This is a genomic window from Halobaculum rubrum, from assembly GCF_019880225.1.
Lineage (GTDB): Archaea > Halobacteriota > Halobacteria > Halobacteriales > Haloferacaceae > Halobaculum > Halobaculum rubrum.
In genome coordinates this window covers 45,963-71,215 of record NZ_CP082285.1, presented here as the reverse complement: position 1 = coordinate 71,215, position 25,253 = coordinate 45,963, and the positions used below count along the sequence as shown (strand labels likewise).

The 25,253-nt window shown below is 63.9% G+C and carries 19 protein-coding genes; 9 read left to right on the top strand and 10 right to left on the bottom strand.

Translation table 11 applies throughout. The features are described from left to right. Positions 1-23: 23 nt before the first annotated feature. A complete protein-coding gene (gene lysS / locus K6T25_RS15355; RefSeq protein ID WP_222918147.1) occupies positions 24-1,487 on the bottom strand; it encodes a lysine--tRNA ligase in 1,464 nt (487 codons plus the stop codon). Positions 1,488-1,607: 120 nt separating this feature from the next. On the opposite strand from lysS, the gene K6T25_RS15350 reads away from it, so the two are divergent. The 3 genes from K6T25_RS15350 (at position 1,608) to K6T25_RS15340 (ending at position 4,184) form a co-directional block, all read left to right on the top strand. Continuing rightward, on the top strand, positions 1,608-2,876 hold the full coding sequence (locus tag K6T25_RS15350; RefSeq protein WP_222918145.1) for a pyridoxal phosphate-dependent aminotransferase: 1,269 nt from the start codon (positions 1,608-1,610) through the stop codon (positions 2,874-2,876). A 92-nt stretch (positions 2,877-2,968) separates the two neighbouring features. Next, positions 2,969-3,424, top strand: a complete 456-nt coding sequence (locus tag K6T25_RS15345) for a hypothetical protein (RefSeq protein WP_222918144.1) — start codon at positions 2,969-2,971, stop codon at positions 3,422-3,424. Between the two features lie 427 nt (positions 3,425-3,851). Continuing rightward, on the top strand, positions 3,852-4,184 hold the full coding sequence (locus tag K6T25_RS15340) for a hypothetical protein (protein ID WP_222918141.1): 333 nt from the start codon (positions 3,852-3,854) through the stop codon (positions 4,182-4,184). A gap of 8 nt (positions 4,185-4,192) precedes the next feature. Here the strand turns inward: K6T25_RS15340 and K6T25_RS15335 are convergent, their stop codons facing one another. After that, positions 4,193-4,726, bottom strand: a complete 534-nt coding sequence (locus K6T25_RS15335) for a hypothetical protein (protein WP_222918140.1) — start codon at positions 4,724-4,726, stop codon at positions 4,193-4,195. 125 nt (positions 4,727-4,851) lie between these two features. Here K6T25_RS15335 and K6T25_RS15330 point away from each other — a divergent pair, with 125 nt between their 5' ends. From K6T25_RS15330 to K6T25_RS15320, 3 genes are all read left to right on the top strand, one after another. Continuing rightward, positions 4,852-6,405, top strand: coding sequence for a hypothetical protein (locus K6T25_RS15330; RefSeq protein ID WP_222918139.1), 1,554 nt, complete (start codon positions 4,852-4,854; stop codon positions 6,403-6,405). After that, entirely contained in the window at positions 6,398-7,630 is a 1,233-nt protein-coding gene (locus K6T25_RS15325) for a hypothetical protein (RefSeq protein WP_222918137.1), read from the top strand. Before K6T25_RS15330 ends, K6T25_RS15325 begins: the two co-directional genes overlap by 8 nt. A 156-nt stretch (positions 7,631-7,786) precedes the next feature. Beyond that, positions 7,787-9,499 carry a M48 family metalloprotease gene (locus K6T25_RS15320; RefSeq protein ID WP_222918135.1) on the top strand — a complete coding sequence of 571 codons (1,713 nt, stop codon included), beginning with the start codon at positions 7,787-7,789 and terminating at the stop codon, positions 9,497-9,499. Positions 9,500-9,505: 6 nt separating this feature from the next. On the opposite strand, the gene K6T25_RS15315 is transcribed toward K6T25_RS15320, so the two are convergent. Together K6T25_RS15315 and K6T25_RS15310 are read right to left on the bottom strand one after the other, a co-directional pair. Beyond that, positions 9,506-10,783, bottom strand: a complete 1,278-nt coding sequence (locus K6T25_RS15315) for an AAA family ATPase (protein ID WP_222918133.1) — start codon at positions 10,781-10,783, stop codon at positions 9,506-9,508. A 12-nt stretch (positions 10,784-10,795) separates the two neighbouring features. Continuing rightward, positions 10,796-11,455, bottom strand: a complete 660-nt coding sequence (locus K6T25_RS15310; protein ID WP_222918131.1) for a hypothetical protein — start codon at positions 11,453-11,455, stop codon at positions 10,796-10,798. A gap of 544 nt (positions 11,456-11,999) precedes the next feature. Between K6T25_RS15310 and K6T25_RS15305 the strand changes: the two genes are divergently transcribed. Then, positions 12,000-12,356: a hypothetical protein gene (locus tag K6T25_RS15305; RefSeq protein WP_222918129.1), complete on the top strand. Its 357-nt coding sequence runs from the start codon at positions 12,000-12,002 to the stop codon at positions 12,354-12,356. Positions 12,357-12,735: 379 nt separating this feature from the next. Here K6T25_RS15305 and K6T25_RS15300 read toward each other — a convergent pair whose 3' ends face one another. The 4 genes from K6T25_RS15300 to K6T25_RS15285 all read right to left on the bottom strand — a co-directional run bounded on the left by K6T25_RS15300 (position 12,736) and on the right by K6T25_RS15285 (position 20,816). Beyond that, a complete protein-coding gene (locus K6T25_RS15300) occupies positions 12,736-15,000 on the bottom strand; it encodes an MBL fold metallo-hydrolase (RefSeq protein WP_222918127.1) in 2,265 nt (754 codons plus the stop codon). Beyond that, entirely contained in the window at positions 14,997-16,988 is a 1,992-nt protein-coding gene (locus K6T25_RS15295) for a vWA domain-containing protein (RefSeq protein WP_222918126.1), read from the bottom strand. The genes K6T25_RS15300 and K6T25_RS15295 overlap by 4 nt, the downstream gene beginning before the upstream one ends. Before the next feature lie 346 nt (positions 16,989-17,334). Continuing rightward, positions 17,335-19,581 carry an AAA domain-containing protein gene (locus K6T25_RS15290; protein WP_222918124.1) on the bottom strand — a complete coding sequence of 749 codons (2,247 nt, stop codon included), beginning with the start codon at positions 19,579-19,581 and terminating at the stop codon, positions 17,335-17,337. Positions 19,582-19,658: 77 nt separating this feature from the next. Beyond that, positions 19,659-20,816: a hypothetical protein gene (locus tag K6T25_RS15285; RefSeq protein ID WP_222918122.1), complete on the bottom strand. Its 1,158-nt coding sequence runs from the start codon at positions 20,814-20,816 to the stop codon at positions 19,659-19,661. A gap of 139 nt (positions 20,817-20,955) precedes the next feature. Between K6T25_RS15285 and K6T25_RS15280 the strand changes: the two genes are divergently transcribed. Next, positions 20,956-23,619: a helix-hairpin-helix domain-containing protein gene (locus K6T25_RS15280; RefSeq protein ID WP_222918121.1), complete on the top strand. Its 2,664-nt coding sequence runs from the start codon at positions 20,956-20,958 to the stop codon at positions 23,617-23,619. A gap of 603 nt (positions 23,620-24,222) precedes the next feature. After that, the gene (locus tag K6T25_RS15275; RefSeq protein WP_222918238.1) at positions 24,223-24,513 is read left to right on the top strand and encodes a hypothetical protein; all 291 of its coding nucleotides are present in this window, start codon (positions 24,223-24,225) and stop codon (positions 24,511-24,513) included. A 17-nt stretch (positions 24,514-24,530) separates the two neighbouring features. On the opposite strand, the gene K6T25_RS15270 is transcribed toward K6T25_RS15275, so the two are convergent. Next, positions 24,531-24,890 carry a hypothetical protein gene (locus tag K6T25_RS15270; protein WP_222918236.1) on the bottom strand — a complete coding sequence of 120 codons (360 nt, stop codon included), beginning with the start codon at positions 24,888-24,890 and terminating at the stop codon, positions 24,531-24,533. Next, a complete protein-coding gene (locus K6T25_RS15265) occupies positions 24,868-25,137 on the bottom strand; it encodes a hypothetical protein (RefSeq protein ID WP_222918234.1) in 270 nt (89 codons plus the stop codon). The genes K6T25_RS15270 and K6T25_RS15265 overlap by 23 nt, the downstream gene beginning before the upstream one ends. Positions 25,138-25,253 lie beyond the last annotated feature (116 nt).

The window sequence follows — 25,253 nt, the reverse complement described above, 5'->3', positions numbered from 1 at the left end:
TACTTGTAGGTACCGTCCGCGGGTCAGTTTGTTGTACTCACCATTGGGAACGGCAGCACGTCCTTGATGGACTGCGAGTCGGTCAACAGCATCACGAGTCGGTCGATTCCGATTCCCAACCCGCCTGTCGGGGGCATTCCGTAGCCGAGCGCGTCGAGGAAGGCCTCGTCCATCTGGTGGGCCTCGTCGTCGCCCGCCTCGAAGCGTTCCAGTTGCGCCGCGAAGTGCTCTCCCTGCTGGACGGGGTCGTTCAGTTCGGTGTAGCTGTTCGCCAACTCGGCACCGCCGACGAACAGCTCGAACCGCTCGATGCGGCCCTCCTTCGACCGATGATCCTTACACAGCGGCGTCGTCTCCTGCGGGTGGTCGATGACGAACGTGGGGTCGTTCAGCTCCGATTCCGCGACCGCCTCGAACAACTCCATGATCCCCAGCCCCCGCTCGAAGCCGCCGGGGAACTCCGCTCCGCGCGCCTCCGCTTCGGCGCGCAGCTCCTCGTCGGAGAGGTCCTCGACCATGAGGTCGCTGTGCGCAGCGATCGCGTCGGTCATCGTGACGCGATCCCAGGGCCGCGAGAAGTCCAGCGTCTCGCCGTTGTACTCGATGCGCCGGGCACCGTCGGCGACGGTGTCGAGAAGGTGGCACACTAGCGCCTCGGTGATGGCCATCATGTCCTCGTAGTCCGCCCACGCTTGGTACAGTTCCAGCATCTGGAACTCCGGGTTGTGGGTGGTGTCGATGTCCTCGTTTCGGAACACCTTCCCGATCTCGAACACCCGCTCGAACCCGCCCACAACGAGCTTCTTGAGGTCGATCTCCGTCGCGACCCGGAGGTACATCTGCTCGTCTTTGGCCTCACAGTATGTCTCGAACGGTGTCGCGTTCGCGCCCCCGTAGACGTTCTGGAGGACGGTCGTGTCGGCCTCGACGAACTCGCGCGCCTCGAGGAACGAGCGCGTCGCACTGATCACCTCGAACCGCGTTCGAAGCGTCTCGTGGAGATCGGCGTCCCACATCGCAACGGGGCGGTTCCGAACTCTCGCCTCGTCGTTCAGCCCGTCACTCGGTGGGTGGTTGAGCGCCTTCGTGACCACGTGTAGGTCCTTGACACCGAGTGAGAGTTCTCCTCTGTTGGTGCGCATCGGAGCGCCGACCGCACCGACGATGTCGCCCCGGTGGAGATCCTCGACGAGGTCGTAGCCATCCGTGTCCTCGTCGATGAACAGTTGGCCCCCGCCGGACTCGTCCTCGATCCCGAAGAACACCACGCTCCCGAGGTCGTTGAACCGACGGATACGGCCCGCAAGCTGAATCCGCTCATCGGGCAACTCGTCGTCCTCATGGTCGGCGAACCGGTCCTCGAACTCCGCCAGCGAGAGATCGGGCTCGAACGAGGGTGGGTATGGGTCGATCCCACGCTCACGCAGGGAGTTCCGCTTGGCGAGTCGATCTGATTCGAAGTGGTCGGTCGGGTCGAATTCCGACATACACCGATCCGGACCACCGATGGGTAAAGCGGCGAAGACGGCGCTACAGCTATTGTATCCGTCTTCACGATGAGTAGCGTCGTCCGACTCGGTTTTTGTCCCCTCGGTGAGGTGGTTGATATGTCGAACAGCACCAATCTGATCGGCGACTGGTTCGATGGCACCGGCTCGGGAATCGGACACGGATCGACGACGGAGACCGACCTCTCACTCGGTGACACCGACGTGACGCCTCCGCAGGCGTTTCGTGACCCGTCCTCGGTGTTCAGCGGACGAGCGGCGACGCCGCATAAATACACCGACGACGTGATCGGTCGAGAGGACACCCGTGATGCGATCGCCCGCGAGTGGCTCCAAAACGAGCGACTTGAAGAGCCCATCCCCGTCGAACACACCGACGACGGTGCGCCCGCGATCGTTGTTACGGCGGGTGGACAGGCGGCTATCCACCACTCGATCAACGCCGCGCTGTCGTCGGAGGGGGCGGCACTGCTGATTGAGCCGCACTACCCGTACCATGCGAACTCGGTTCGCATGTTCGACGAGAGCGACCGGATCGTGACGATCGAGGCGCACGCACACGAGCAGTTCCAACCCCCCGTCGAACGGGTCAGGCGAGCGATTCACGAGCACCCGATCGAGGTACTCGTGATCTGCTCGCCCGCGAACCCGACCGGGGCGGTGTACGATCACGAGTGGCTGGAACGGGTCGCCGCGCTGGCTGTCGATGAGGACCTCGCGGTCGTCTCCGACGAGGTGTACGCGTTCCTCACGTACGAGGATCACTCTCACCGGAGTATCGCCACGTTCCCGGGCATGTCCGAGCGGACGCTGGTCGTGGGGAGTTTCAGTAAGGTGTTCGGCATCAGCGGGTGGCGCCTCGGGTTCGTCCGCTGTCCGACGGGGTTCGTCGAGCCGCTCGAGCAGCTGACCGACAACGTCGCGATGCAGTCGGTGACGCCGGGACAGGTGCTGCTCGAGGCGGTGCTCGCCGGGGACGACCCAATGCAGCGGGCTGATGCCGCGGTCGAGCGCTACCACCGACGGATGGAGGCGCTGGTCGCGCCGCTCGAAGCGTCGCCGAAGGTGACGGTTCATCGACCCGCTGGTGGGTTCTACCTCCTGCCCACCGTCGCGGCGCCCCTTCGCGAAGACCCGGAATCGCTGGCCGGGTACGACCGGGCCAGCGAGGCCCGGGGAGATGCTCCCGTCTCGGCTGGTGACTGTCTGTACTGGCACCTGATCGACGCCGCCGATGTCGAGGGCGTGCCCGGTCGTGTCTTCGGTGATGCCGCGGTTAACGCGGTTCGGTTCTCGTTCGGCGGCACCCCGCGGTCGAAACTCGAGGTGGCGGCCGACCGCATCAGTGACGCGCTCGCGTCCTTCTAACCGCCGCGTCGAGCCACATTCTCGCTCGACCTGCTACACCAACAGTAGCACCGATTCAGCGTTGACATACCGACGGTTCGTCCGTGCTGGTGATGCCACACGATGGTGCAGCCGATTGGGAGATCGTCTCGACTCACAACCTCACGCCGGGGATGGACCTCACCGAAGTGGTCGCCGCGAGTACCGATTGCGGCCGCTTCCCACACCCGGGGGAGCGTCCCTCCACTGCACAGTGGGGCGTCGCCGAAGGTGTCGGCCGGGCGGTGCTCGTCGTTGCCGACGATCCGTCTGCCGCGCTCGAGGAAGTCGGTCTCGACGTCCGGAGTATCGAAGATCGTGCGGTCGCTTCGCCGGGATACGGGCTCGCTCTGAGCGTTCCGGGGACGCTCTTCGAGCGCCGCGGTCACCGCGGCGTACTGGTCCCCAACCGCCGGTACCACTTCCTCGTGCCGATGAAGCCGAGCGATAAGGGGGCGGTGATGATGCTCGCGGACGCCTCTCCGGGCGTCGGCCGCTTCACCGCTCCTGCGGCCAACCGGCTGGAGTGATCTCTACCCAGGTACTCGTTGGCCCATACCACGCGAGGTTGTCAGCGATCGCGGCGACGTCTCCGAGAAGATTCTGGAAGCCCACTACGATCAAGCCTCGGAGCGCCAGCGAATTCGCTGTCGGCGCGATTTTATCCCCGATCAGATGTGAACCCCCACAAAGTCCGGGCTTTCCCGTATACTCCTTCAGCGATGGTTCAGAGCCGTGTTCCTGCGTCTGTCGAACGGGTACCCGGTCGGACGGTGACTCTATGCCGTCAGAGTGAGACGTCGACCTGTGTCGTCGTCCACGGCAACGTCAGGACGGTTGCTTCAGGCACTCGAGGAGGCGAAATGGTGTGTGTCAGAAGCCGACCGTGAAGCCACGACTGCGGACCCACCCCGTGAGACGACGGTGTCGTTCGACCAAGAGGGAGCTCGGCTGCTGGTGCGACCCGCTACAACCGGCGCCGTCGAGGCGTACCTGATCCATCCGCTCGATCCGTCGCTTCCGGAGGGAACCGACGGGATGGGTGGTGAGCTCGCCGCGACGCACGAAGCCATCTGTGCGGCATCCCTCGAGGATCATCCGACGACCGCAGAGATCGTCGCGGACGGTCGAATCCTCCTCCGCGTTCGGCTCGGCTCGGACGAGTCGACTGCAGAGATCGAACACTGTGTCGAGGCACTCACGGCGGTCGCGACGGAGACGACTCGCCTCCACCGGCGACTTCGGGAAACCCTCCGTCGGTGGCGTGAGGGCGACCGAGATGAGCGCTGATCGTGGCATCACCGTCCGTCGCCGCGATCACGTTCTCCGAGATATTCGTCGACAGGTGAGTTGATTTGTTCGTGGAGCCACGCGGCCTCGAGTGCGGCTGCCGATAGCCCCGCGGCCATCGTCTGGATGGACAGTCGGCCAGCCGTCCGTGGAACCGTCCCCATCAACAGTACGTGCGGGTCGGTCTGCGGTTCGAGATGACTGGTCGTGTACTTCCGTGCGATCGAGTTATGCGCAGTTGCGAGGCGACCGACGAACCCCGACCGGACCTCTCGGTGGGGGAGTGACGGATCTAACGGGGTGTACAGTCTGACATCGCAGACCGCTTCCGCGGTCGGTCGATACTCCAGTTCCAAATCGGCGTTGACCCCAGGGAGTTGCAGATGCATGGTCAACGGTCCACCGGAGACAAGCTGCTGTGCTCGCCCGACTGCACCCCCCTGACCTCGGTGCTGCCACCCGGACGTGCTGACGATCTGTGAGACGACGCTGACGAAGCGGTCGGTACTGCTCCCACCGTCGGCGGTAACGTCGATGAGCATAGCGGTGATAGCCCGAGCGGACACACCGCCCTTCTGTTCGTCCTACACATTGTGTAGACCGCCTCTACAGGAAGTGTAGCCCCGTGAGGGGATCTTAGAAGCCAGTATGTCACCGTCGAATTGCGATGCAAGAACATCCACTCGACGGAAGCGATCTCCTCGTACTCACCGCGTACTGCGGCCTCTTCGCGATCGTCGCACCGGCGATCGGGTTGCTCGGGGTGCGAGCGTGGACGTCCGGGGGGCTCGTTCCGTCCCTGATCCTCGACATCGTCGGCCCAATCGGTGGGCTCGGTGCGCTCGTGGCCGGTGGCTTCGGAGCCGTCCTGGCACTCCTGGCGCTGTTGTGGCTCGACGATATGAAGCGCTACACGGCGCTGATACTGACGATCGCACTGGGAGCTGCATTACTGCTGTTCGGGACACTCGACGTGTTCTTCAGGTATCTGACCGCGGCAAACCTCGGTGCGTTCGTTGTCGGGGCCGGTGGCGCCTTCGTCGCCGCGGGTGGCCTCAGGCTGCGGGATGGCCTCACGGGCATCCAGTTCCCCCGTGCCTCGGGAGGCTTGTTCGTGATCCTCGCGGCGATCGCGGTCGTCTCTTTCCTCCAGGTGTACGTCGGGGCGACGCCGACCGCGCCGGCCACCGATGTGTTCACCGAGCAGCTTCCGCTGTCGGCGGTGTGGGCCGGCACGACGACCCCACTCGTCGCCGGGGCAGCTGCACTCGCGTTCGTCACCGCGACGTTCGGCCTCGTCACGTACGAGGCGCGCGAGAACTTCCTCGTGCTGGGTCCCCCGCGGTCGGGGAAGACGACACTCCAGACTGGATTTTATCATGTCGTCGAGGAACTCGACTCCGGACAGACGAAGCCAAACCCGTCCGAACCGCTCGCCTCGCTGTACCGCGGGTTCCTTGGTGCCGATGGGTGGGGACCCCTCGACGAGCCGACACCCAACCTCCAGTACAACCAGCTGAGGTTCCGCTACCAGATCGGCGACGTGTTCGCGCGGTTCCAGACGGTCCGCGCGTTCGACACCGCCGGTGAACACACGGGCCAGCAGCTCGTCGACGCGTTGCGGCGATACGCTCCGACGCGAGTGCTCTCGGTCACGACGCTTCGGTACGTTCGGCACGCGCTCGCTCGCCCGTTCAGTAACCGTCCCGAGTCCGACAGCGTGGAGAGCAACGAGGCGATGGCCGGACTCCTCGCCCGCGAGTTGTTGTTCTCAGACACGGTCGTGTTTGTCGTGGACGCCGCCTCACTCGTTCACGAGGACTCGGGTGCCGTCGAGCAGACGCCCCCGTCGGAGTACTTCGGCACCTACCAGCAGATCTTGACCACGCTCGAGGAGAGTGTCCTGCCGTCGAAGGACGTCCACGTAGTCGTCACCAAGGCCGACAACCTCCGGGGCCTCTACCGCGAGTACACCAGCGGTCGGATCGCCATGTCGCACCACGAGGGGCACGAGTCGTTCCGGCAGTTCGTCGCGTACCTGCTCCGCGAGCGCGACGACGTGTTCCCGACGACGAACGAACTCTTCCGGATGGCTCCCGACGCAGAGATCAGCGTCGTCCACTACGAAATGGACGACAGCGACGCCGAGGAGCCGGTTCCGGAACAGCCGGTCAGAGTACACGGCTTCGCAGAGACGCTGGAGGCGATGACCAATGGGTGACTCACAGTCGGCCGATCTCTCCCGGCTCCGTGTGTTCACGAACCGTGGGACGGTCGCATACCCACTCGCGGCTGACGGTCCGGACCCAACCCAGGCGAGGGAGTCACCCGGCGAGGAGTTCACGGCGTTCGCGTTCGATGACTCTGTTTCACCCGACCTCCGCGACCAGTTGGGGGCCGTACTGGTCGCGGTCGACAGCAAGCGGAACACTGCTTGGTCGTACTTCCGGGGGCACACCGACCGTCCCGTGCAGTTGACCGCGGAGTGTTTTGGGACCGACGTGGAACACGCGGTCTCGTCGTTGCCCGTACTGGTCGAAGAGTACATGCACACGGTCAGGGACGGGGAGGTGGTCGCCCGACCCCTCGAGGAAGTGTCGCCCGACGCCGACGAACTGGCGTACACGGCGTTGACCGCCGACGGGGTGATCGATCTTCCGTGGTCCCCGGCGGTGTTCCGTCGCGTGATCGAGATGGGTCCGGTCGAGATCCGGGCCCCGTCGATCACTGAGGGGGTGTACCTGTCGCGATATCTCGCGACCGATGACGCCTTCCCCCCGTTGCGTGCCGTCGTGACGAAGGGCGCACGAACACAGGCCCTCGCGGATGCAGATGTGGTCATCCGGGTCGACGACTGCGAGGAATACGAACTCGCGGACCCGGTCCGCCTTCGTGATGCTCGATTGTCTGTCGCCGGGCGGCAGTTTAGAGAGGAGCTCGACGGCATCACCCAAGCGGCACTCCCGGCGGCGACGAGCCGAGGGCGTACCGAACGACTGGCAGCGGAGACGGACGCGGTGCTCTCCCGGTTCGGCGTGACCGCCGCGCCGAAGCGACGCCGGCGGCTCACGACGGTTGTCGTCTGGCTGTTCGGAGTGATGGCTGGACTCGCCCTCGGCGGGGGGCTCACAGAGCCGGCGCTCGTGCCCACGACCGAGACGCTGTCGGTGACCGCCGCTCGACTCCTCGCTGTCGCGAGCCAGCGCGTCTCAGCGACACCGTTGGTCACCGGTGGGGTTGTCGCGACGGGCACTGTCGCCGCGGTCGCGATCGGTCTCGGCTGGCGTCGTGAGCGTGGTCGCGACGCACCCTTCGCCCGTTGGATACAGACGCTCCGAACGTCCCCACACGTGCCCTCGCTGGCGGAGTTGCTCCTCGGCGGGCTGGCAGTAGTCACGACCGCACTGGCCTGTCTCATCGGATACCTCCTCTGGACGCTCGTCTGAGGCGACCGCTGCGGTGGTTTCAACACAGCCCCGTCCGCACACGGAGGCGTGACTTCCGGGTCGGACACGTCCGTCCCCGTTTGGTGGACGCCCGGACAAGCGGACCCGAGAGAGCGGAAGCTGTTTGACCCCACCAAGCGGGTGAAACGACTCGCGGTGGACAGAACGGACACGGCGTTGGCTCGGATCGGTCGACGGTCGACGGATGTCGGCGTCGAACTCTCTTCGGAGATCTCGCACCCTGATAAGAACTCGACCGTCGCCACGGGCGTTGACCGAACCCGATTCATCACGAGGTACTACCGGTGGACGGTCCAGCGAGATGAGACGGGTATCACCGCCACCCAAGAGCGGTATCTCCCCGCGTGGGGTCGATACCTCGAGGCGGTCGTCTCGATGATGATCGCGGTCGTGACGATCGGAATGTGGCTCTTCGACGTCGGATACGGGGGGAACCAGGTGGCGAGTGCGGGGATAGTCGGATTCACTCTGTCGTTGTTCGTGTACTTCGGGTTCGTGCTCGTGGCGAACCACGGACCGGATCCGTTCGACGACGTCGACGGGACCTCCCAGCCAGTCCCGGTCCCGATGCTCACGCGGATCCTCTCACTCGGGTCTCCTGTCGTCCCTGCGTTCGTTGTCGTCGAGTTCTGGCCGGTCGTCTTCGGAGGCCAGCCCCCACCGTTGTTCGCGCAGGCGGGGTATGTCGCCTCGACTTTACTCGCCGTACTCTGTGCCACCGCGATACTCTGGTTCCACCACGACTTCCCCGGTATCCCGGATTTCTCGGTCCAACTGCCGGCGGGGGGAGCGGAGTACGTGTTGGTGACATCGATGTCGACGGTCCCGGTGGCAGTCGTCTACCTCTGGGCCGAGCGACTCGTCTCACTCTCGATAGGCTCGATGGTCGGGTTTCTCGTCGTCACTGAGGGCGCCGCCTTTGCGGCGGTTGTCGCCCTTTCGACCAACAACACGGAGCTCGTCGATGCGTTTCGCCGCGGAGGTCTCCGGTACGTCCCCTCCCGGCGGGTCCATCTAGTGACGGTTGTCCTTGGGTCGGGGGGCGGCTTGGTGGCGGGCTCGCTGACCGTGCTGACAGTCCCGCACGTGCAGGTGGTGGTGGCAGCTGCGCGTGCAGAGCCCACACCACTGCTTGTCGCCGTAGCGGTCGTGATGGTCCTCGCGTTCTTGCCCGGACTCTACATCTGGGCGGGGCTACTCGCGCAGGTCGCCGGGATGTGCGTCGCGATCGCCCGGCTCCTGTGGCTCGGACGTCGTGGACGGCCCGCATCTCCGTCGGTACGCTCCGCCGTGTCGGTCCCCGTTCGCGTCGTCCCGGGCGGTGGAGCTCTCGCCACCGCGGTCTCGCTCGGCCCGGTGACGTGGGTACTGCTGGGCGAGGAGTTGGTGAAGAGCCTCGATGAGGACCCGCTCGCGGCGATCGCGGCCCACGAGTACGCTCACGCTGCAGTGTACCGTGACACCCTGCTCGCCCTCCTCGCCCCGTTCGTCGCGACATCCCTCTTCGTCGGGCAGAGTGCCGTCCTCGGACTGTTGAACTATCAGACCCGGGAGTTCCGTGCTGACAGGTACGCCGCCAAGGTGACGTCTCCGACAGCTGTCGTCACGGCGTTGCACGACGCATCGACACTGTCGGAAAACGAGTTTGCGGGCACCGGACCAAGTGACGGGACGAGTCTGCTCCCGACACCGGCGTTGGCACGGCGCCGGGCAACCTGGAGTCCGTTCAGCCCGACGTTCGACTCGGTCTGTGTCGCCGAGGCCCATCCGTCCCTGTCTGACCGGATCGCTGCAGTTCGCGAACAACAAAACGCAGATCGCGCCGCTGAGGATCTTTCAACGGCGTGACCGACGCTAAAGGGTCGTCCCGTAGTCGGCGTGCCACTCCTCGAACCGGTCCAGTTCGGCCGCCGATAGCGACGCCGACACCGAGGTGAAGGCCGTGCGAACGTCCGCTGCTGGGACGGGTGGTGTCGTGACCGTCAGCGAACGAAGTGCCTCCATGTTGCCCGCATCGACCAGTGTCGCGAGGTCGCCGTTCGCCCGGAACGTCGTCGCCTGTATCGCCTCCTTGCAGAGCACAGCGATGTCGTGGCCGGAGAACCCCCGCGCGACACACTCCGCGGCGATGGTCGCCGACACGGTGTCTTGCGGGTCCGCCTTCGCGTCGGTCGGGAGGAACCTCGCCGGCGACTCGTCGGCGAACTCGACCCCGCCGTCGGTGGAATGGATACGGACGATCTCCTCGGCAGCAGTTCGATCGGGGAGCGGAACGTAGATCCGCTGTTCGAACCGCCGACGGACAGCTCTGTCGAGGTCCCACGGTGTGTTCGTCGATGCGAGAGGGAGCACGAACGAATCGTCGTTCGATTCCAGGCCGTCCAGCTCCGACAGCAGCGAATCGAGCACTCGACGGGCGGCACCGTCGGTGTCGTCTCCCCGCGCCGTCGTGAGCGCGTCGACCTCATCCAAGAAGACGATGCTGGGGGAGAGTTCGCGTGCGACCTCGAACAGCGCTGAGATCTGCTTGGATGATTCGCCGAAGTACTTCGAGAGGAGATTTCCCGTGTTCACCTCGAAGAAGGTCGTCCCCAGCGACCCCGCAGCTGCAGCGGCGAGGAGCGTCTTACCCGTCCCCGGCGGTCCGTGCAGGAGAACCCCCTTCGTGTCGCCGAGCGCGGGCGGCGTGTCACGCGCCGCCCCGAGTGCGACCGACCGCTTGAGCGTCTGGACGACCTCGGTGAGCCCGCCGACGTCGTCCCACACTGCGTCGGTCGAAGAGACGAACGACTCCGCTGTCGCGCGGAACTCGTCATCTGCTCCGTCGTCGCTGTGAGGATCCTGTTGCGTAGGTCGGTCTCCGTCTGATCGACCGCCGGGATCGACCGTGGGCTCGGACCGGAGTGGGCGGCCTGCTTCGATCCGATTCGCGGCTTCGCGGAGCTGTGCGACGTCGGCCTCCCTGTCGACATCTTGGTGGCTGGCCAGCGCCTGCAGGGCGTCGGCTGCGTCACGGTAGGCCACAGCGGCGTCGTGCGGTCGGCCCTCTCGCTTGGCGGTCTCAGCGTCCTCACGATGGCCTTTGAACCGCTTACGCAGGATCGCGGTGGCGGTGTCAGCGGCGGGGTTCATCTTCTCGCCTCCTCACTCGGTGTGTTCGACACCCGAGGTGTCCCGGGTGGGTGCGACACCTGCATCGACGGACTGTGAGTCGACCAGTGAGTCTATCTGTGGGACCTCTTCACCCCCACGGACCGCCTCGACCGCCTCGTCAACCCGCTCGTCGGAGATGGACTCCATCGCCTGTCCGCCGCCTTGGTACGCCTCCTGGATCTTGCCGGCTTGGAAGCCGCGCTTGCGGGCACGCTCCTCCTCGTCCTTCACAGCCCTCTCGACCTCCTTTCCGATCTCCTCGACGTTGGCCGGGTCGACACCGAGTTCCTGCAAGATGTCGGGGACTCCGCTCTCGCTGGCGTTCTTCCCGAGCATCATCTGCTGGAGCCACTGCTCGGCCTGCATCATGCCGGCCCACTGCCGACGGAACCGCTCGTACTGGTCCAGCAGCCACGACGCCTCGGCTTTGATCTCTTGGAGTTCGTGGCCCTCGGCGCTGACGGCCTCTTCCATCTTGGCCTCGTACTCGGCTTTGACCGCCTCCATCCGCTCTTTGTGTTCGTCGCGCTTCTGTGATATTTTGTCGCTCTTCCGTTCGAGCTCCCACGCCGAGAGACGATCCAGCGGGGATCGATTGAAGACGACGCGGTCGACCCAGCGGCGCGCGCTGGTGAGCAGGTTCGCTACCATCGTGTCCTGACCCAAAACGGGGATGGATAAACAGGAGACGCTGAAGCTACAGTCGCTGTAGTTCCCCGCGAGGGCTCACTCGAGTAGCGTCTTGGCGCGCTGGAGGTAGCTGTTCGTGTCCCAACTACGAGCGGAACGTACCGCATCCAACACGATCTGTGCGTCCGTAGTCGACATCCATCCGTTCCGAACGAACACCGAGTGAACTCAGATCATGCCGCCGATGACGAGTGGTCCGACGAGCACGTACAAGATACCCCGCTGGAATACAGTTAGATCGTGCATCCGTACGCCCCCTTTTTGAGGGGTGGCATATGCTCTCTCTGGTGCTCAAAGGCTAATAATCGATACGACGGAGCGAGAAAGCCTGTCCGAGAACCCGAACGCCGTAGCAGCTAAACTTAACCAACATTTTCGATAGGTACCGGCACAGTATCCAACAACGGGGCTTGACTTGGAGTATCCAGTTCAGTATCTTGAAGCCAGAGGTTCACAAGACCGGCCGATACACATAATATCCCACAGTTCAAATTGTGGGGTAATAATGACTGGTGAGTCGCCTCCCGAACCTCCCGCGGATGCGCCCGCGTACGTCGTCGAACCACTCGAACGGCAGTCGGCGGACCGGCTACGCGAACTCGCAGCGTGGGCAGCCAAACTCGCCGACCACAAGGCGACCACCGGACCCGATGGTGACCACCAAGAGGAGTTCCGGCGACACGTAGAGGCAGCAGGCTACTCAGCTGACCCGACGGATTACGAGGGCGTTCCTGACCGGGCGTACATCTCGATCAAGGAACCGCAGGACGGCTACGAGTACGCCTACTGGCAGTGGCGCTCCGAGCCCGACGTCGACGCGCCCGACATGAACCAGGCGATCGGGTCACTTGACGAGTCGTAAGCGCTGCTGCACACGGCGCCTCAGGTCAACGTCACTCCGCCTCGAGCACAACTTCCAACTCATCGCGACGTGTGTACGTTGTCATGGGCGTTGTCCCCGCCATTGCGGCGATTTCCTCCTGCGTTGGCGATGACGCGAGATCGACGAGACCGTACGCGTAGACGAGACATGCGGCCGCGATTCCTGCTCGCGAGCGATTGATCGTCTTGCCCGCATCCTCGAATGCTTCGAGACAGGCGAACGCTTCCGTCGCGACAGCGTCGGGTGGATTCGCTTCGAAGCAAAGCTGGATAAGTACCGTTTCGACATCCGTGAGTACAAGCGGTACCTCACCCGTGCCCTGCAGTTGCTTGACCGCCTCGATCGCGGTCGCTCTGAATCATCGCGTCTCCTCCAAGCGACGCACGACAGCCGTCTCGACGACCGCACGCTGGGTGTCGAACGGGTACTCGTCGGATTCCGCGACCGTCCCGACCAGCGAGGTGAGCCGACCCAGCGGGACGGCCAGTGTCTCTCCACCGTCGAGGAGCTCAGTGAGTGCGTCGCGGGCGGCCTCGTCGACGTCGGCGAACCCCGCAGCAACGACGGCATCGTCGAGCACAGGAGCGAGTCCGTCGGGGACCGTTACCGAGACCGACGGCTCCGACTCAACCGGCGCGTCGCCAGCGAGGATCGACGCGAGGAACGCTTCGACCTCGTCGGCAACGAACGCCGTCGCCTTAGTTGACTCCTCGTCCGCAAGGTGGCGACGAACGAGGGCGGCCGTCATCCCGTCTATGGTGACGACTGAATCGGATCCAGTAGGATCGCCCACCGACTCTCCTCCCTCGTGCTCGATGGACTGTTTCGTCACCGCTTCATCAGCATCGTCACCCTTCAGCGTGTCCTGGTCATTCCCTCCCTCCTCGAGTTGCGCAGGTTCGTCGGTCGTCTGCTGGCCTGGGTTGTCGCCCTCTGCCACCGGTGCCTCAACGTCGGCTCCCACTTCCTCGTCAGTATCCGAGTCCGAGCCGTCGAATAGCAGGCGCCGGGCTCGATCAGTGACGAGGTTGGTCGGTTCGGGGAGTTCCTCGCTGAACTCGGCGGGCTTTTCGGCGTCGATCTCTGGAGTGGCTGTCGTCTCGAAGAGGCGGTGCTCGTCACGTGCGCTTGGTGGTTCGGCGTCGCTCATGGGTAGGGTGTCGGGGTTGTCGTTCGTGCTCTCATCGTCGCGCTTGTCGTTCTGCTCAGGCGCGGTGTCGTCGCGGTCGACCGCCTCGATCCGTTCTTCGATGACCGTGACGTCGACGCCTTCGTTGGCCAACATCGGCACCGCTGCACGGTCGATTTCGGGCAGCGGGAGGTCGTCGAACGCGTCGGAGAAGGCTCCGAGGCGGAGTCCGCCCGCGTTGTCTCGCTTGCGGACGGAAGTCATCCAATCGGGGCGGACCCATGTGCCGGCCTCGTAGAGGGTGTAGGAGTCCCCATCACCGGTGGCACGCACGCACGACGGAAGTTCGTTGAACCGACTTGTTCGGCCGCGCTGGTGTGTGATCACCGTCTGTGCCGGCTCGAGTGACTGGACGACCGTACGGAGGTCATCCTCCGTCGGGTGGTTCGAGAACGCGTAGCCGGTGGTCGTACAGCCGCCGCGTGTCACCGGGTCCCCGCCACTCGAGACGAGTTGTACGACCGTCGCCGCGGTGTCTTGTTCGAGCGCCCGGAACAGTCGGCCGCTGCTCTCCTCGTTCGGCACGCCCGGTCCGGCGATCGTCACGGTTCCGGGACTCAGACAACTGTGCGGATCGTCGAACACGGGGACGCATTCCACGTCGTCGTGCTCGAACCCGAGCGTCTCGTACAGTTTCGCCGCTTGGCCGACGAGTCGGACGGGTACGTCGGTGCCGAGTTCGCTGTTCACGGCGGCGAGCAGGCGGGCGACGTGCACGCCGGTGAGCGCGCCACAGGTAACGAGACAGCGACCGCCCGCGAGCGCGCCTTCGACGGTGTCCGCGAGGGCGTCGGTGAGCGTCCCGCCGGCGTTGGGGTCGGTCGCCGCGGTGAGGAACAGACACTCGATGTCGGTGGCCAACCCCGTGTCAAAGCCGGGGTAGCCCGCGCAGTCGGTGAGCGTGAAGTCCCCGGTGATGACGACGTCGTGCGCCTCCTCGGCGTCGGTGAACCGGACCAGGAACCCCGCTGCACCTGGCGCGTGCCCGGCCGGTAGCGGGTGGACTTGAACGCCCGGACACACGTCGGTCCAACCGTCGATCGCGACGACCGCCTCCTCGACCGCACCGGATCGCTGGATGCCGCGCTCTGTCGCTGCGACGGTCAGCACGTCGTCGATCATCGCCGCCGTGTCTGGCGAAGCGAACAGCGGAACGTCGCCGTCGAGCGTGCCCGACAACGCACGGTAGTGATCGAAGTGCGCGTGGGTCAGACAGACGCCCACCAGCCGGTCCTCGGGCCGAAGAAGCTCCGAGGGATCGACATTCCGCCCTGCATCGACGAGCAGGCACGCGTCGCCGTCGCCGCCGGGGTAGCCGAACCGTAGGAGGACCGACTCGTTACCCGCGCCGGGATTGGCGTGTTGGTAGCCGAAGGAGACAGGGTACTCTCCAGACTCGGTGATCCCGCTCGCACCCGACGAGTTGGTGCTCACCGGGGCACCTCCTGGTCTGCTCGCCCGTGGTCGAGTAGCTCGGACACCACCTCGAGTTCTTGATCGAGATCAGGGTCGTCGACGACCGTCCGTACGGCTTGGAGGTACTCCCGAAGCCGCTCGAACCGCTGAGCGTCGGCGTCGGACACGCGAAGCCGGACTGACCCCCGCTCGTGGTGATTGTGCCGCGCCCGTTCGAGGTCGCGCCAGTCGTCGATCGGACCGCTCTCGTCACCGTTGTCCCCCTCGCGAACACGCTTGGCCCACTCGCGGAGTTCCGCGGAGTACCGTCGCAGTGCGACCGCCTTACACACCGCGTCGTCGTCGTGGCCTGCCACTCGCGGCGTGACCGTGACCGTGGTCTCGTCGGATGTGCCGTCCCGCTCGACCCACGACGCCGTGAGCGTAATCTCGCCAGCATCTGCGGCGGCGTCCCTGTCGGGGTCACTCGCTTCGAGTTCGACGAGGATCACGCCGCCGCGTGATTCACCGTCTTCGGTCGGTGAGGGGAACAGCGTCGTCACCTCCAGCGCAGTTCCGTCATCAGGTCGCGCGGAGGGCGAGCCGTACACTCCGGCTACCTCGTAGCCGTCAGCGTCGACGTCGACCGAGAGGTCGAACGCCAGCGGCGTCACGAGACAGTCGAACTCCTCGCCGAGTCGGCGCTCGAACTCGGTCGCGGAGTGGACGAAGCAGTGGTTCGCCCCCCGCACCGCAGACAACTCCGCGATGAGGTCGGCGTTCGCGTCCAGCCCCATCCCGACGAACGTGGTAAACACGCCGTCGGTTGCGGCGTCGTCGACCCCGTCGACGAGCCCCGAAGTCGACGTCGTGCCTGTGTTCGGCATGGCGTCGGTCATGAACACGACGCGACGCTCTCGACCCGCCTCGTCGGCCTGCCCGTGATCGGCGGCGTCGAACAGATCGCGGGCCACCTCGAAGCCCGCGTTCATGTCGGTACCGCCGTGTGCGGTGATCGCGCGGATGTGTCGGCGGATCGCCGCCATGTCGGTGTCGCCGACGAGTCGGAGCGGCTTAGCGGCGTGTGCGGTGTTGTCGTACAGCACGACACCCAGTCGGTCATCGTCGTCGAGTTGCGTGGTCAGCGCACACAGCGACTTCGTCGCCGCCTCCAGTTTGGTGTCGACCGTACTGTCGTCGGTATCGGCGCGGCGGCGCGTACCCGAACGGTCGTAGTAGTACTCGTCGAACGCGCTCGACATCGAACCGGAGACGTCAAGCACGGCGACCAAGTCGAGCGCGGGACGCTCGAACTCCTCCGTCGACAGCGACGAGTCCAGTCCGATTGAGAGATACCGCTCCACCTCACCAGTCAGCGGATTCGACGACACGGACTGCGTACAGGTCGGGACGAACAAACCCTCCGCGTCCGTGTCGCCGCGCGCGGGGAATCGGTAGTCGTGAACCAATCCCTCGTACGTGAGCGCATCCGGCTGTGGGACGTGCCCCTCACGGACGTTCTCTCGGAAGTTCCCCGCATCCGTCGCGCCGCCGGTCGCGAGCCCCATGCTCTTGTTTGTAGATGCGACCGGCGCGCTCGGGTCGGCCGGGGCGCTCATATTGAGCAGCTCACCACCCTCGCCAGCATCTCCCCCGTGGTACCGCGGGTCGGCCTCGCGACCGCAGTCGGTACAGACGTACGCCGCCGGCTCGGGCGTCGTCTGCCACGGTCGCCAGTCGTCGACGAGTTGGTCACCGTCCGGGTCGTCGTCCTCGTCCGCGGTCGTGACTCGGCTCTCGGCGTCGACGACGTACACCGTCTCTCCGGTGTCGAACTCGTCGAGGACGGCCCGAACCGGAGGGTAGTCGTCAATTGCGTGCCACTCTCGCAGCGGCTCGCCGCACGCGGGACACTCGCCGAACTCCTCACAGTCGGCGATCTGACACACGCGAGCATCGCTGAGCCGATACGACTCGCCGGTCTTGAGGTCGTACCGCACGTGTTCGCGCTCTGGATGCAGGAACACGGATACCGGGCCGTCCGCCGTCTCGAATCGGAGCCGCCAAACCCGATCGCGTTCGCCTGCGGCTCGCTGGGACACGAACTGGCCGGTGATGGTCCGTCGGTCGTCGTCGGCTGCTGAAGGTGAAGCTGTCATGGGGGGTGAGCTGGGGGTGGGCAGTCGCCGTGCAATTCGCAAAATAATATTTTCTATGCGTTTCCTACCTCTGTAGAGTCACGAGCAGGTTATAAATCTGACGGGCCATCCGGATCAGTCGACACTCGAGCGGTCAGCACGGGGGTCGTCTACGTCCGTCGACATCGGGTACTCATCGACAGCCGCATGGACGACCGAGAGAATATAACTCAGTTCAGGGAAGTAGTGATGGATCGGGCTTCGTGACGCGACCGCTGCTCTCGAGATCGGAGTAGATTGACTGGTACACGTCCGTACAGTCGTTTCGCGGAGCCTCACGCCGGTGGCCTCGCAGCGTGTTCCAGTCGCCGACCAGCGCACAGTGACGCTTCGCGCGCGTCATTGCCACGTTCAGTCGACGCGGCCCGTCGTCCGCGCGGCCAAGGAAGCCGAGGTCGCCCGCTTCGTTGCTCCGCACGAACGAGATGACGATCGCCTCGCGCTCGCTCCCCTGGAACGCGTCGATCGTGTCGACGACGACGCCGTCGCCGTCGTTCACATCGGCCAGTCGGTCGCGCACTAGATCCACCTGCGCCGTGTACGGCGTGATTACACCGACCTGGACCGGGTCGAGGCCGTCGTCGAGGAGTCGCTCAACGAGGATCGCGACGAAGCGCGCCTCCGTTGGATTGCGCAGCGAGTGGTTCACGCGCTCCTCGCGGCCGCCGAACGAGTGGGCGGCAATAGTGTCGTGGTTCGAGAGTTCGGGGACTGCCTGTCCGTTGCGCAGCGACTTGCCGTAGAACAGTCGGTTGGGGAGGTAGGCGACATCGCGGTGCATCCGGTACTGAGTCCGCAGTTGGACGCCGACGCCCTCGTAGACGCCGCCGTCGGCGTACACGTGCTCGAACAGCGACGAGCCGTACCGGGAGGAAACCGGTCCCTCGGCGGCGGTGTACGGTGGGAGTTGCTGATGATCACCCGCGAGGACCACCTTCTCTGCCCGTGACAGCGGAACGCACGCCGACGCACACGTCGCCTGTGTCGCCTCGTCGAGGACGAGGACGTCGAACTCGCGGGCGAGTCGCCCGGCGCTGCTGTTCGTCGTCGCGACGACGTCGGCGCTCCCGCTGTTGCCGTCGCCGTAGTGTGCCCGAACCACTCGGTTATTCGACCGGCGAGCGTTGGCTCTGTGGATCGTGAACTCGTCGGTACCGTGTTGCCCGTACGCGTGGAGCGAGCCCTCGTCGGCGTCGTCGTCTGTACTCGACCCCACGAGGAGGTTGTCGACGGCCTGGTTCGAGTCCGCACACACGAGGACATCTCGGCCCGCCTGGACGGACCGTCGGACGAACTCCACGAGCGTCCGCGTCTTGCCAGTTCCGGGCGGGCCGTGGATACAGAACAGTCGGTCGGCCAACAGCGCGTGGTCGACGGCGATGTGCTGGTCCTGGTTGAGTTCGTCGTCGAGTGGCTCGCTGGCGGCCTTGGCGTCGTCTTCGAACGTGAGCGGCTCCGCTCCCGCCAACGCAGCTGCCATCGGCGTGTCCGCGAGCGCATCCAGCGCTTCGGTCTGGCGTTCGAACGGGACCGGGTTGAGCAGCGGCGACAGCCCATAGCCATCACGTGGTCGGTTCAGGATCGCTCCCACCGACGACCGTGACTCGACGGCGTCCCATGCGACTCGGAGTCGAAGGTCTCGGCCGCGCGTCGAGGCGACCGTCGCGCGGACCGGGAATTCCTCGTGGGAGACGCCCTCGGGCGCGTTGATCAGCACTTCGTTACCCTCGTGGATGTCGAACTCGTCGCGAACGAACCCGTAGCGGTCGGCCGACTCGTCGTCGATGTGTAGTCCGATGTCTGGGGCCTCTCGGACACGGAACACGTGTTCGCCGTCCTCGACGGCGACACAGTCGAGTGACGGGATGGCAGACCTGTTCCGCTGGTACTGGGTGGTCGGGCCCTGCTCTGCACGCTCCCGGTTCGCCTCGCGTGCGGCGTCGCGCTCCTCTGCGACGTACTCGCGGAGGCCGTCGACGAGGGTCTCGGTGTCTGAAAGCGGGTTTCGGGCCGGTTCGACCGCCGCGACTGGCGAGACGTGATACGACGGGAGTTGGTCGGGGACGTGATCCGGGTGCCAAAAGCGGAGGCGTGCGGCCGTCTCGGAGGCAGCAAGTCCATCGGCGGCAACCCACTCAACGTCGCCGTCGGCGCCGCGGCCGCCGAACATCGGGCCACGGAGGTCGTGTTCGCGGTAGCGGACGGCCTCTCCGGTCAACTCGGCATCATCGAGACCATGGAGCGGCAACACGACGCCGTGTCCGTCGGCGTTGAGGACGTCGTGATGCTCGGCGTAGCCACCGACCACGTCCAGCGGGAGCGGCTCGTCGAGGACGCCGGCGCCGCCGATCGACTGGACGGGACGAAGCGTGACCTCCTCGAAATCGACGGCGCCGATGGCGTTCTCCAGCAGGAGGGACATCTATCGTGATGGGGGATCCGCGTATCGGGTAGTAAACGTTCGCTCCACGTCGGGATCTGCGGCGGGCCGCTCTCGACTCACGCCCCGTCGCTCGCCTTGCTCAGCTCCGTCGTGATCCCGTCAAGTTCGACGATCACGTCGTCGCGAAGTCCGTCCAACAGCCCCTTCACGTCGTCCGCGGTCGACTGCATCTCGGTACACTTGCGCTTGGCGTTGGAGATCCGGTCGAGTTCGTCGCGCACCGCCTCGACACGCGACTGCACCTCTTCGGGGTCGAGGTCGTCGCCGGCGTCCACGTGCCGCTGGATCGCACGCGTCCGCGCCCAGCTGAGCGCGATCCGCAGGAACGACTCGTCCACCTCGTCGTCGCGGTCGGCGGACAGCGAGACACAGACGTAGTCGTCGTACGGCTGGAAGTACCCGACGGTGTCGGGAACGAACGACTCGCACTCGCTGACGAACACACCGAAGTCCGCGTCGCGGTTCTCGATCGCGTCGGCCATCTCTTCATCGATCTTCGGCCGGGTGTACCCCTCGACGCTCTTCGCCTCGACCGCGATGCGCTGGCCCGTCTCGCCGATCGTGTACACGAAGTCACCGACGTCGCGGCCGGGAAGTTCCCCCTCGGTCTCGGCCGTCCGCTCCACGTCGTCGCTCGTGTTGTACGTTGCGTCCGCGAGCAACTCCTCCACGTCGTCCTCGAAGTCGTAGCCAGACCGGTGACTCAGTTCGCGCTCCTCCTCGGCACCGGCCTGTCGCTCCAACTTCTCGCTGAGCTCGCGGATCTCCTCGCGGAACGTCTGTCGGATCCGGTTCAGCGGCGATCCGTCGTTGTCGGGGTCGAGCGCCTGCTGGATCACCTCGCCTTCCTCGCCGAACTGCTCATCGAGACGGTCAGCGAACGCACCGCCCTCACCGAACGCATCGTCCAGTCGGCCTTCGAACTCGCCGTCATCGCCGAACGCGTCCTCGAACTCGCGCTCGACTTCCGCCACCTCGTCCGCGAACGCCTCGCGTAGGGTGTCGAACTCGCGACGGACGTACTCGACTTCTCGGGTGGTGTCGGCGAGTTCGAGCGTCGACGCACCGACGCGGAGCGCCCGCTCGACCGCCGCTTCAGGTTCGCCAGGGGCATCTGACAGGAACGACGCGAGTTCCTCGTCGTGGACTGTGAGCGAGTCGATGTGAACCTCGTTGGACTCCGAGTCGACGGTGACGTTCTGGGCCGTGGCCATATACGCTCCAACTGTGTGACAGCACTTAGTCGTTTTGAAAAACTACATTGGATTGTTTTCTTTTTCAGCAGTGTCGTCGTATTCCACATCGAAATGCGTTATCGTGATTTTAAGTGGGAGGCCGGTGAGTACGAGTGTAATGACCGACGCTGCCTCCCGATTCGGGTCGTTCGATGCGCTCCGGGAGCGGATACACGATATCAACTACTGGTGGTCGAGTTCGGAGGCAACCTACCGTCCGAACCGACCCGGGAGTATCGATATCGAACAGGACTGGGCGTTCTACAAGTCCGACTTCTTCGGCACCCTGGACAAGCTCACGTGGGCGGACGGCTGGCGAGACGGCGACGACACGAGATTGTTCGCCATCACCGGTCCCGAGAATACGGGAAAAACGACGCTGTTGTCACAGTCGATCAAGTTGTTCGTCGACGAGGAGTTTCGGGAACTCCTCTGGACATTACCCGACGCTGACGACCAAAATCTACCCTTTACAGACGTCTCTCAACTCCGGGCCGCGTGGGCCATCGACAAGTATCACCACACTACCAAAGCGGGCGATAACGAGTACGCAAAGCTCGTTCAACAGTTGCCTGAACTCGGTCCAGACCGAGTATTGTATCTCCCGTTAGACGCGGACCCAGCCTTCCAATTGCGGCCCGAGCGGCAGATCAAGGAGGTCGTCGACTACTTTAGCGATGAAATTCTCGATGGAGACCCAGATGAGACTCGCCATTACGTCTTTATCGACGACATCCACACTCTCGCCAGCGACCCAGATGAGTCTGGGTGGGGTGAGTTGATTTCTGAATTACTCGACGAAACGCCAGCACGGAAAATCGTCGTTACCGGTGTCGCTGAGGAAACTGTCGAACGGGAACTCTACGATCCGGAGCGGGATCAAATGCGTCTCCCGCCCCAACAGTACGATATTGAGACGGTTATTCCGCCGAAGTTCCGAGACTACCTCCAGCGAAGGTTCCCGATTTTCGAAGGTGCCGATCCTGACCGGCGTATCGATATCGATTACGGCGCTCAGCTACGCGGTGACTCAATCGAAGACGTTCACGACCCCGATACGTATCGACTCAGTGGGTCTGACCTAAGGCGGAGCTTCCAAGGTGCGATTACCGAAGACGACCCAGAGCGGATAGTGGCGGCACTCACTCGCTACGAGGAGCAACTTTCGGAGATCGACGATTGGGTCGGAACGGGCGATACAAACTCCCCGCGTGAATGGATTACCACCGCGCTCGAGGAGTATTTGCTACTCGGTGGGTATCTCTCATTACGAATTGAAGACGACGTATTCGACCGCCCCGATCGTGAGATCCGCGCATATCTCCGCAACTCGGCTCAGTCCTCCGATTCCTCCGGTTTCTCCAGCGTCGCTACCGATGTCCTCGACGAGACACTCGGCACGATCCACGAACAAGCGCCGGCGTTCGATTCGATCCGGCCACATCGGACACGGGATCTTGGTCGCCTCTACTCATGGGCAGCCCACACAATGGAGACAGAACCGTTCGAATACGACGAACTACTCGGTGACAGTGGGACCGACGATTGGATTCTCGATGTCGACCGGCGCACACTCCGGAACAAGTACTTCGATACGCTCGAACAGATGGTCCTCCTCACGTTCAGCGACGGATACGGTAACAAGAAACCGCGTGAGCTGCGTGTTGCCCTTCGAGACGTTGGCCTCGCAAATGCACTCTGTTGGCGGGACTTAGATGATATCACTATGGCTGACGCTGAACTTCGTTCTCGCCTCGAGTACATGGTCGCGTTCGACCATATCATGCGGCTCAGCTACAATTTCAACCACCGACACGACCCAAACGCTGGGGTCGTCAACTATTGGAAAGGCGACGATCAGTTCGTCGAGTTCATCCCGAAAGTCGCGGGCGCCCCCATCCCGATAGGCCTGGATACGACTGGAGAAGAACTCGATCAAAAGGTCGCGGCCGTCGGCGAATTCCTCGATCGACAGAGCAGCTCTCCCGACGCGGAACTCCACGATTTCGTTCGGTACGAACCAACGGTTGGAGAACCACCGACGGGGCCAGCTGGCAGCGCAGACGAGCTATTAAATTGGTTTGACGAATCTGTCGAAGTTGCACTTCGAGAAGCCGGCGTCGACCGGTTAGAGGACCTGTGGAGTCAGTCCGCCGAAGAAATCTCTAACGCGGATGGGATCGATTCTCAGACTGCTACCGAAATCGTCGACGCCGTCGAGCTATACGATATGTTGGGCGACGTTCGCGGTATCGGCTCCTCCAAACGAGAGGCACTCTGGAATCCGTCGACAGACGGAGACGATCCAAACCTGACGCCAGCTGGCGTTTTTGAAGAATCCGAGACTCATTGGACGGTTGGAACACTTGCTGCAGCAGATCCCGATCATCTCGCTCAAATTCCTGGTTTCACAGAGACGACCGCAGCCCGTGTCGTTGAGGCAGCAGAGACGTACCTTCGTCGGGAGGAGGAAGAAAGCGAGTACGAACGCCGTCTTGATACCGTTCTGAACGGCGACGAGGGGTACTGGGATGGAATCGCCCCGCTTGAGGCTGCTGACGATCGCGGCTATCTGGGCCGGTACGAACGGTACGAGTGGGGTGGCTCTGACGATAGTGAGAGTTCCAGAGGATCAAGGCCGGTCCACCACCGAATCCACGACGGTGAAGCACCGTTCGGAATCGTGCTGTCAAAAGGCGATAAGATCGAGCAATTCCAGAGTCCCGAAGATGAGAAATTGATCGTATCGGTTCCGTTATGGCTGTTCCTTTCGGTGTCCTGAGTGCTGACGGGACCTGTTCTCCTGTCCAACTGTGATGGAAACACAGAGGACGAACCAGAAGCTAGCTCTATAACACACATTCAAAATTGAGGAATAGTACCGAAAGGCTTGGAAGAGAGGTTGTGTAGGTATGGGTTGGTGGCTTGTCAGTCGGACTGCGCGACTGACGGTGCATGCGCTGTGAGCGTTCTCGCCGGAACCCGTCGACGCCAACCCGTCTCGGCTCCGGCGGGGTGGTAGAGCGCGCTTTCGGGTCGGAGCAGGGTTCAAGCGACGGGGAGCGCGCCTCCGGTGGGCGCAACATCAAGACGTAGATCTCAGTCGGAGCTGGAACCCGAGGACGAAGGACTGACCATCTGCTTGAGGGGGCTGTATGCAACGAGTTCCAATATAATCCCAGCGGTCTCAGTCAGTAGAGGACTGGAAGGTGGTCAACTCCGGTTGGGGTTCACAAAGGATGTCCCTGGCATATATCCGCCTGCAAAGAAGGCCACACTGGCGAAGAGTAGGGTAAATACCTCCTGAGAAACGAGACCAGTCAATCCGTCATCAATGGCTCAAATAACCCCTAACACACAGCAGCACCGAAGGGTCGGAAAGATAATGACCGAAGTCCAAATCCTCAAGCACGGAACTCAGACCGGGTACATCAACGTAGAAAACGGCGAGTGGGATTACAGAGGGGACTCTAGAGACATAATGGTAGTGATGACCTCGCTCGGTGGGGGAATGGACACGCTGGAGTTCCCAGAGGACCAGATACATGAAGGCGACCATCGTTCCGATCCGGTGCAGTCCACCGCCTATGGAGAGGACTACCTAGAGATGATTGAATACCTCCTCGACGAGCGCGACATCGACTACCGGCTCGTATGCACCGAGGCTGACGAGTAACGACAGTCGCCAGTCTCTCAAGATCCGCTGGGCTGACCAAGCGACCGACCCAGCATGTATCCGCCCGCTGGCAGGGCGATCATCGCGTACACGAGGGTGAGCTGGGCGTACGTGATCTGCCCAGCAAGGCTCGCGGCGAAAAGCACACTCGAGACAGCCACAACTCCGAGTCCCACCTGGCTGGCCGACGGTGCGTTCGCTTTCATACTCCCCACTACGTCGAATTCGGTCTTAGTGTTCACGGCGGGCGTCGTGAGGTGGACAAATCCGGGCAGTGGTGGAACCGACTCTGAGAGCGCACAGTCGTCGGCGCAGATAACGCCGCTGCCGATCAACAGCAGCGCCGCTACCGCCTCAAACCTGGTGAGGTTGACCAACGGACGCCCCCAGCAGGTACCCGCCGGCGAGGAACGCAACGCTCGCCGCGCCGAGGTGGTATGCACTCGTGGGAAGGTGGCCAGCGAACAGCGCCCCCGCGAACACGAACTGGAGCAGTATCGCGACCGCAACGACCTGCCGGGTTGAGGGGGCGGCTGTTTCCATACCGTCAACAACGGTGGAGACTGTCTTATTATTCACGGCGGCGATCACGGAACTTCCCGACAACCGGATGGATGAGGTCATGTGGATCGAACCCGGGTCCGAAGGCTTCGACCAAGTCGTCGGGATCAACTTCCACGAGGCGACGAAGGAGCCGGGGATAGTCGTGTACAACAAGGAGGTCTCGTCTATCGTCGACG

Bases quoted from the DNA above. Each gene is read 5' to 3' on its own strand.
- lysS (WP_222918147.1), bottom strand. From the start codon at position 1,487: ATGTCGGAATTCGACCCGACCGACCACTTCGAATCAGATCGACTCGCC.
- K6T25_RS15350 (WP_222918145.1), top strand. From the start codon at position 1,608: ATGTCGAACAGCACCAATCTGATCGGCGACTGGTTCGATGGCACCGGC.
- K6T25_RS15345 (WP_222918144.1), top strand. From the start codon at position 2,969: ATGCCACACGATGGTGCAGCCGATTGGGAGATCGTCTCGACTCACAAC.
- K6T25_RS15335 (WP_222918140.1), bottom strand. From the start codon at position 4,726: ATGCTCATCGACGTTACCGCCGACGGTGGGAGCAGTACCGACCGCTTC.
- K6T25_RS15330 (WP_222918139.1), top strand. From the start codon at position 4,852: ATGCAAGAACATCCACTCGACGGAAGCGATCTCCTCGTACTCACCGCG.
- K6T25_RS15325 (WP_222918137.1), top strand. From the start codon at position 6,398: ATGGGTGACTCACAGTCGGCCGATCTCTCCCGGCTCCGTGTGTTCACG.
- K6T25_RS15315 (WP_222918133.1), bottom strand. From the start codon at position 10,783: ATGAACCCCGCCGCTGACACCGCCACCGCGATCCTGCGTAAGCGGTTC.
- K6T25_RS15310 (WP_222918131.1), bottom strand. From the start codon at position 11,455: ATGGTAGCGAACCTGCTCACCAGCGCGCGCCGCTGGGTCGACCGCGTC.
- K6T25_RS15305 (WP_222918129.1), top strand. From the start codon at position 12,000: ATGACTGGTGAGTCGCCTCCCGAACCTCCCGCGGATGCGCCCGCGTAC.
- K6T25_RS15290 (WP_222918124.1), bottom strand. From the start codon at position 19,581: ATGTCCCTCCTGCTGGAGAACGCCATCGGCGCCGTCGATTTCGAGGAG.
- K6T25_RS15285 (WP_222918122.1), bottom strand. From the start codon at position 20,816: ATGGCCACGGCCCAGAACGTCACCGTCGACTCGGAGTCCAACGAGGTT.
- K6T25_RS15280 (WP_222918121.1), top strand. From the start codon at position 20,956: ATGACCGACGCTGCCTCCCGATTCGGGTCGTTCGATGCGCTCCGGGAG.
- K6T25_RS15275 (WP_222918238.1), top strand. From the start codon at position 24,223: ATGACCGAAGTCCAAATCCTCAAGCACGGAACTCAGACCGGGTACATC.
- K6T25_RS15265 (WP_222918234.1), bottom strand. From the start codon at position 25,137: ATGACCTCATCCATCCGGTTGTCGGGAAGTTCCGTGATCGCCGCCGTG.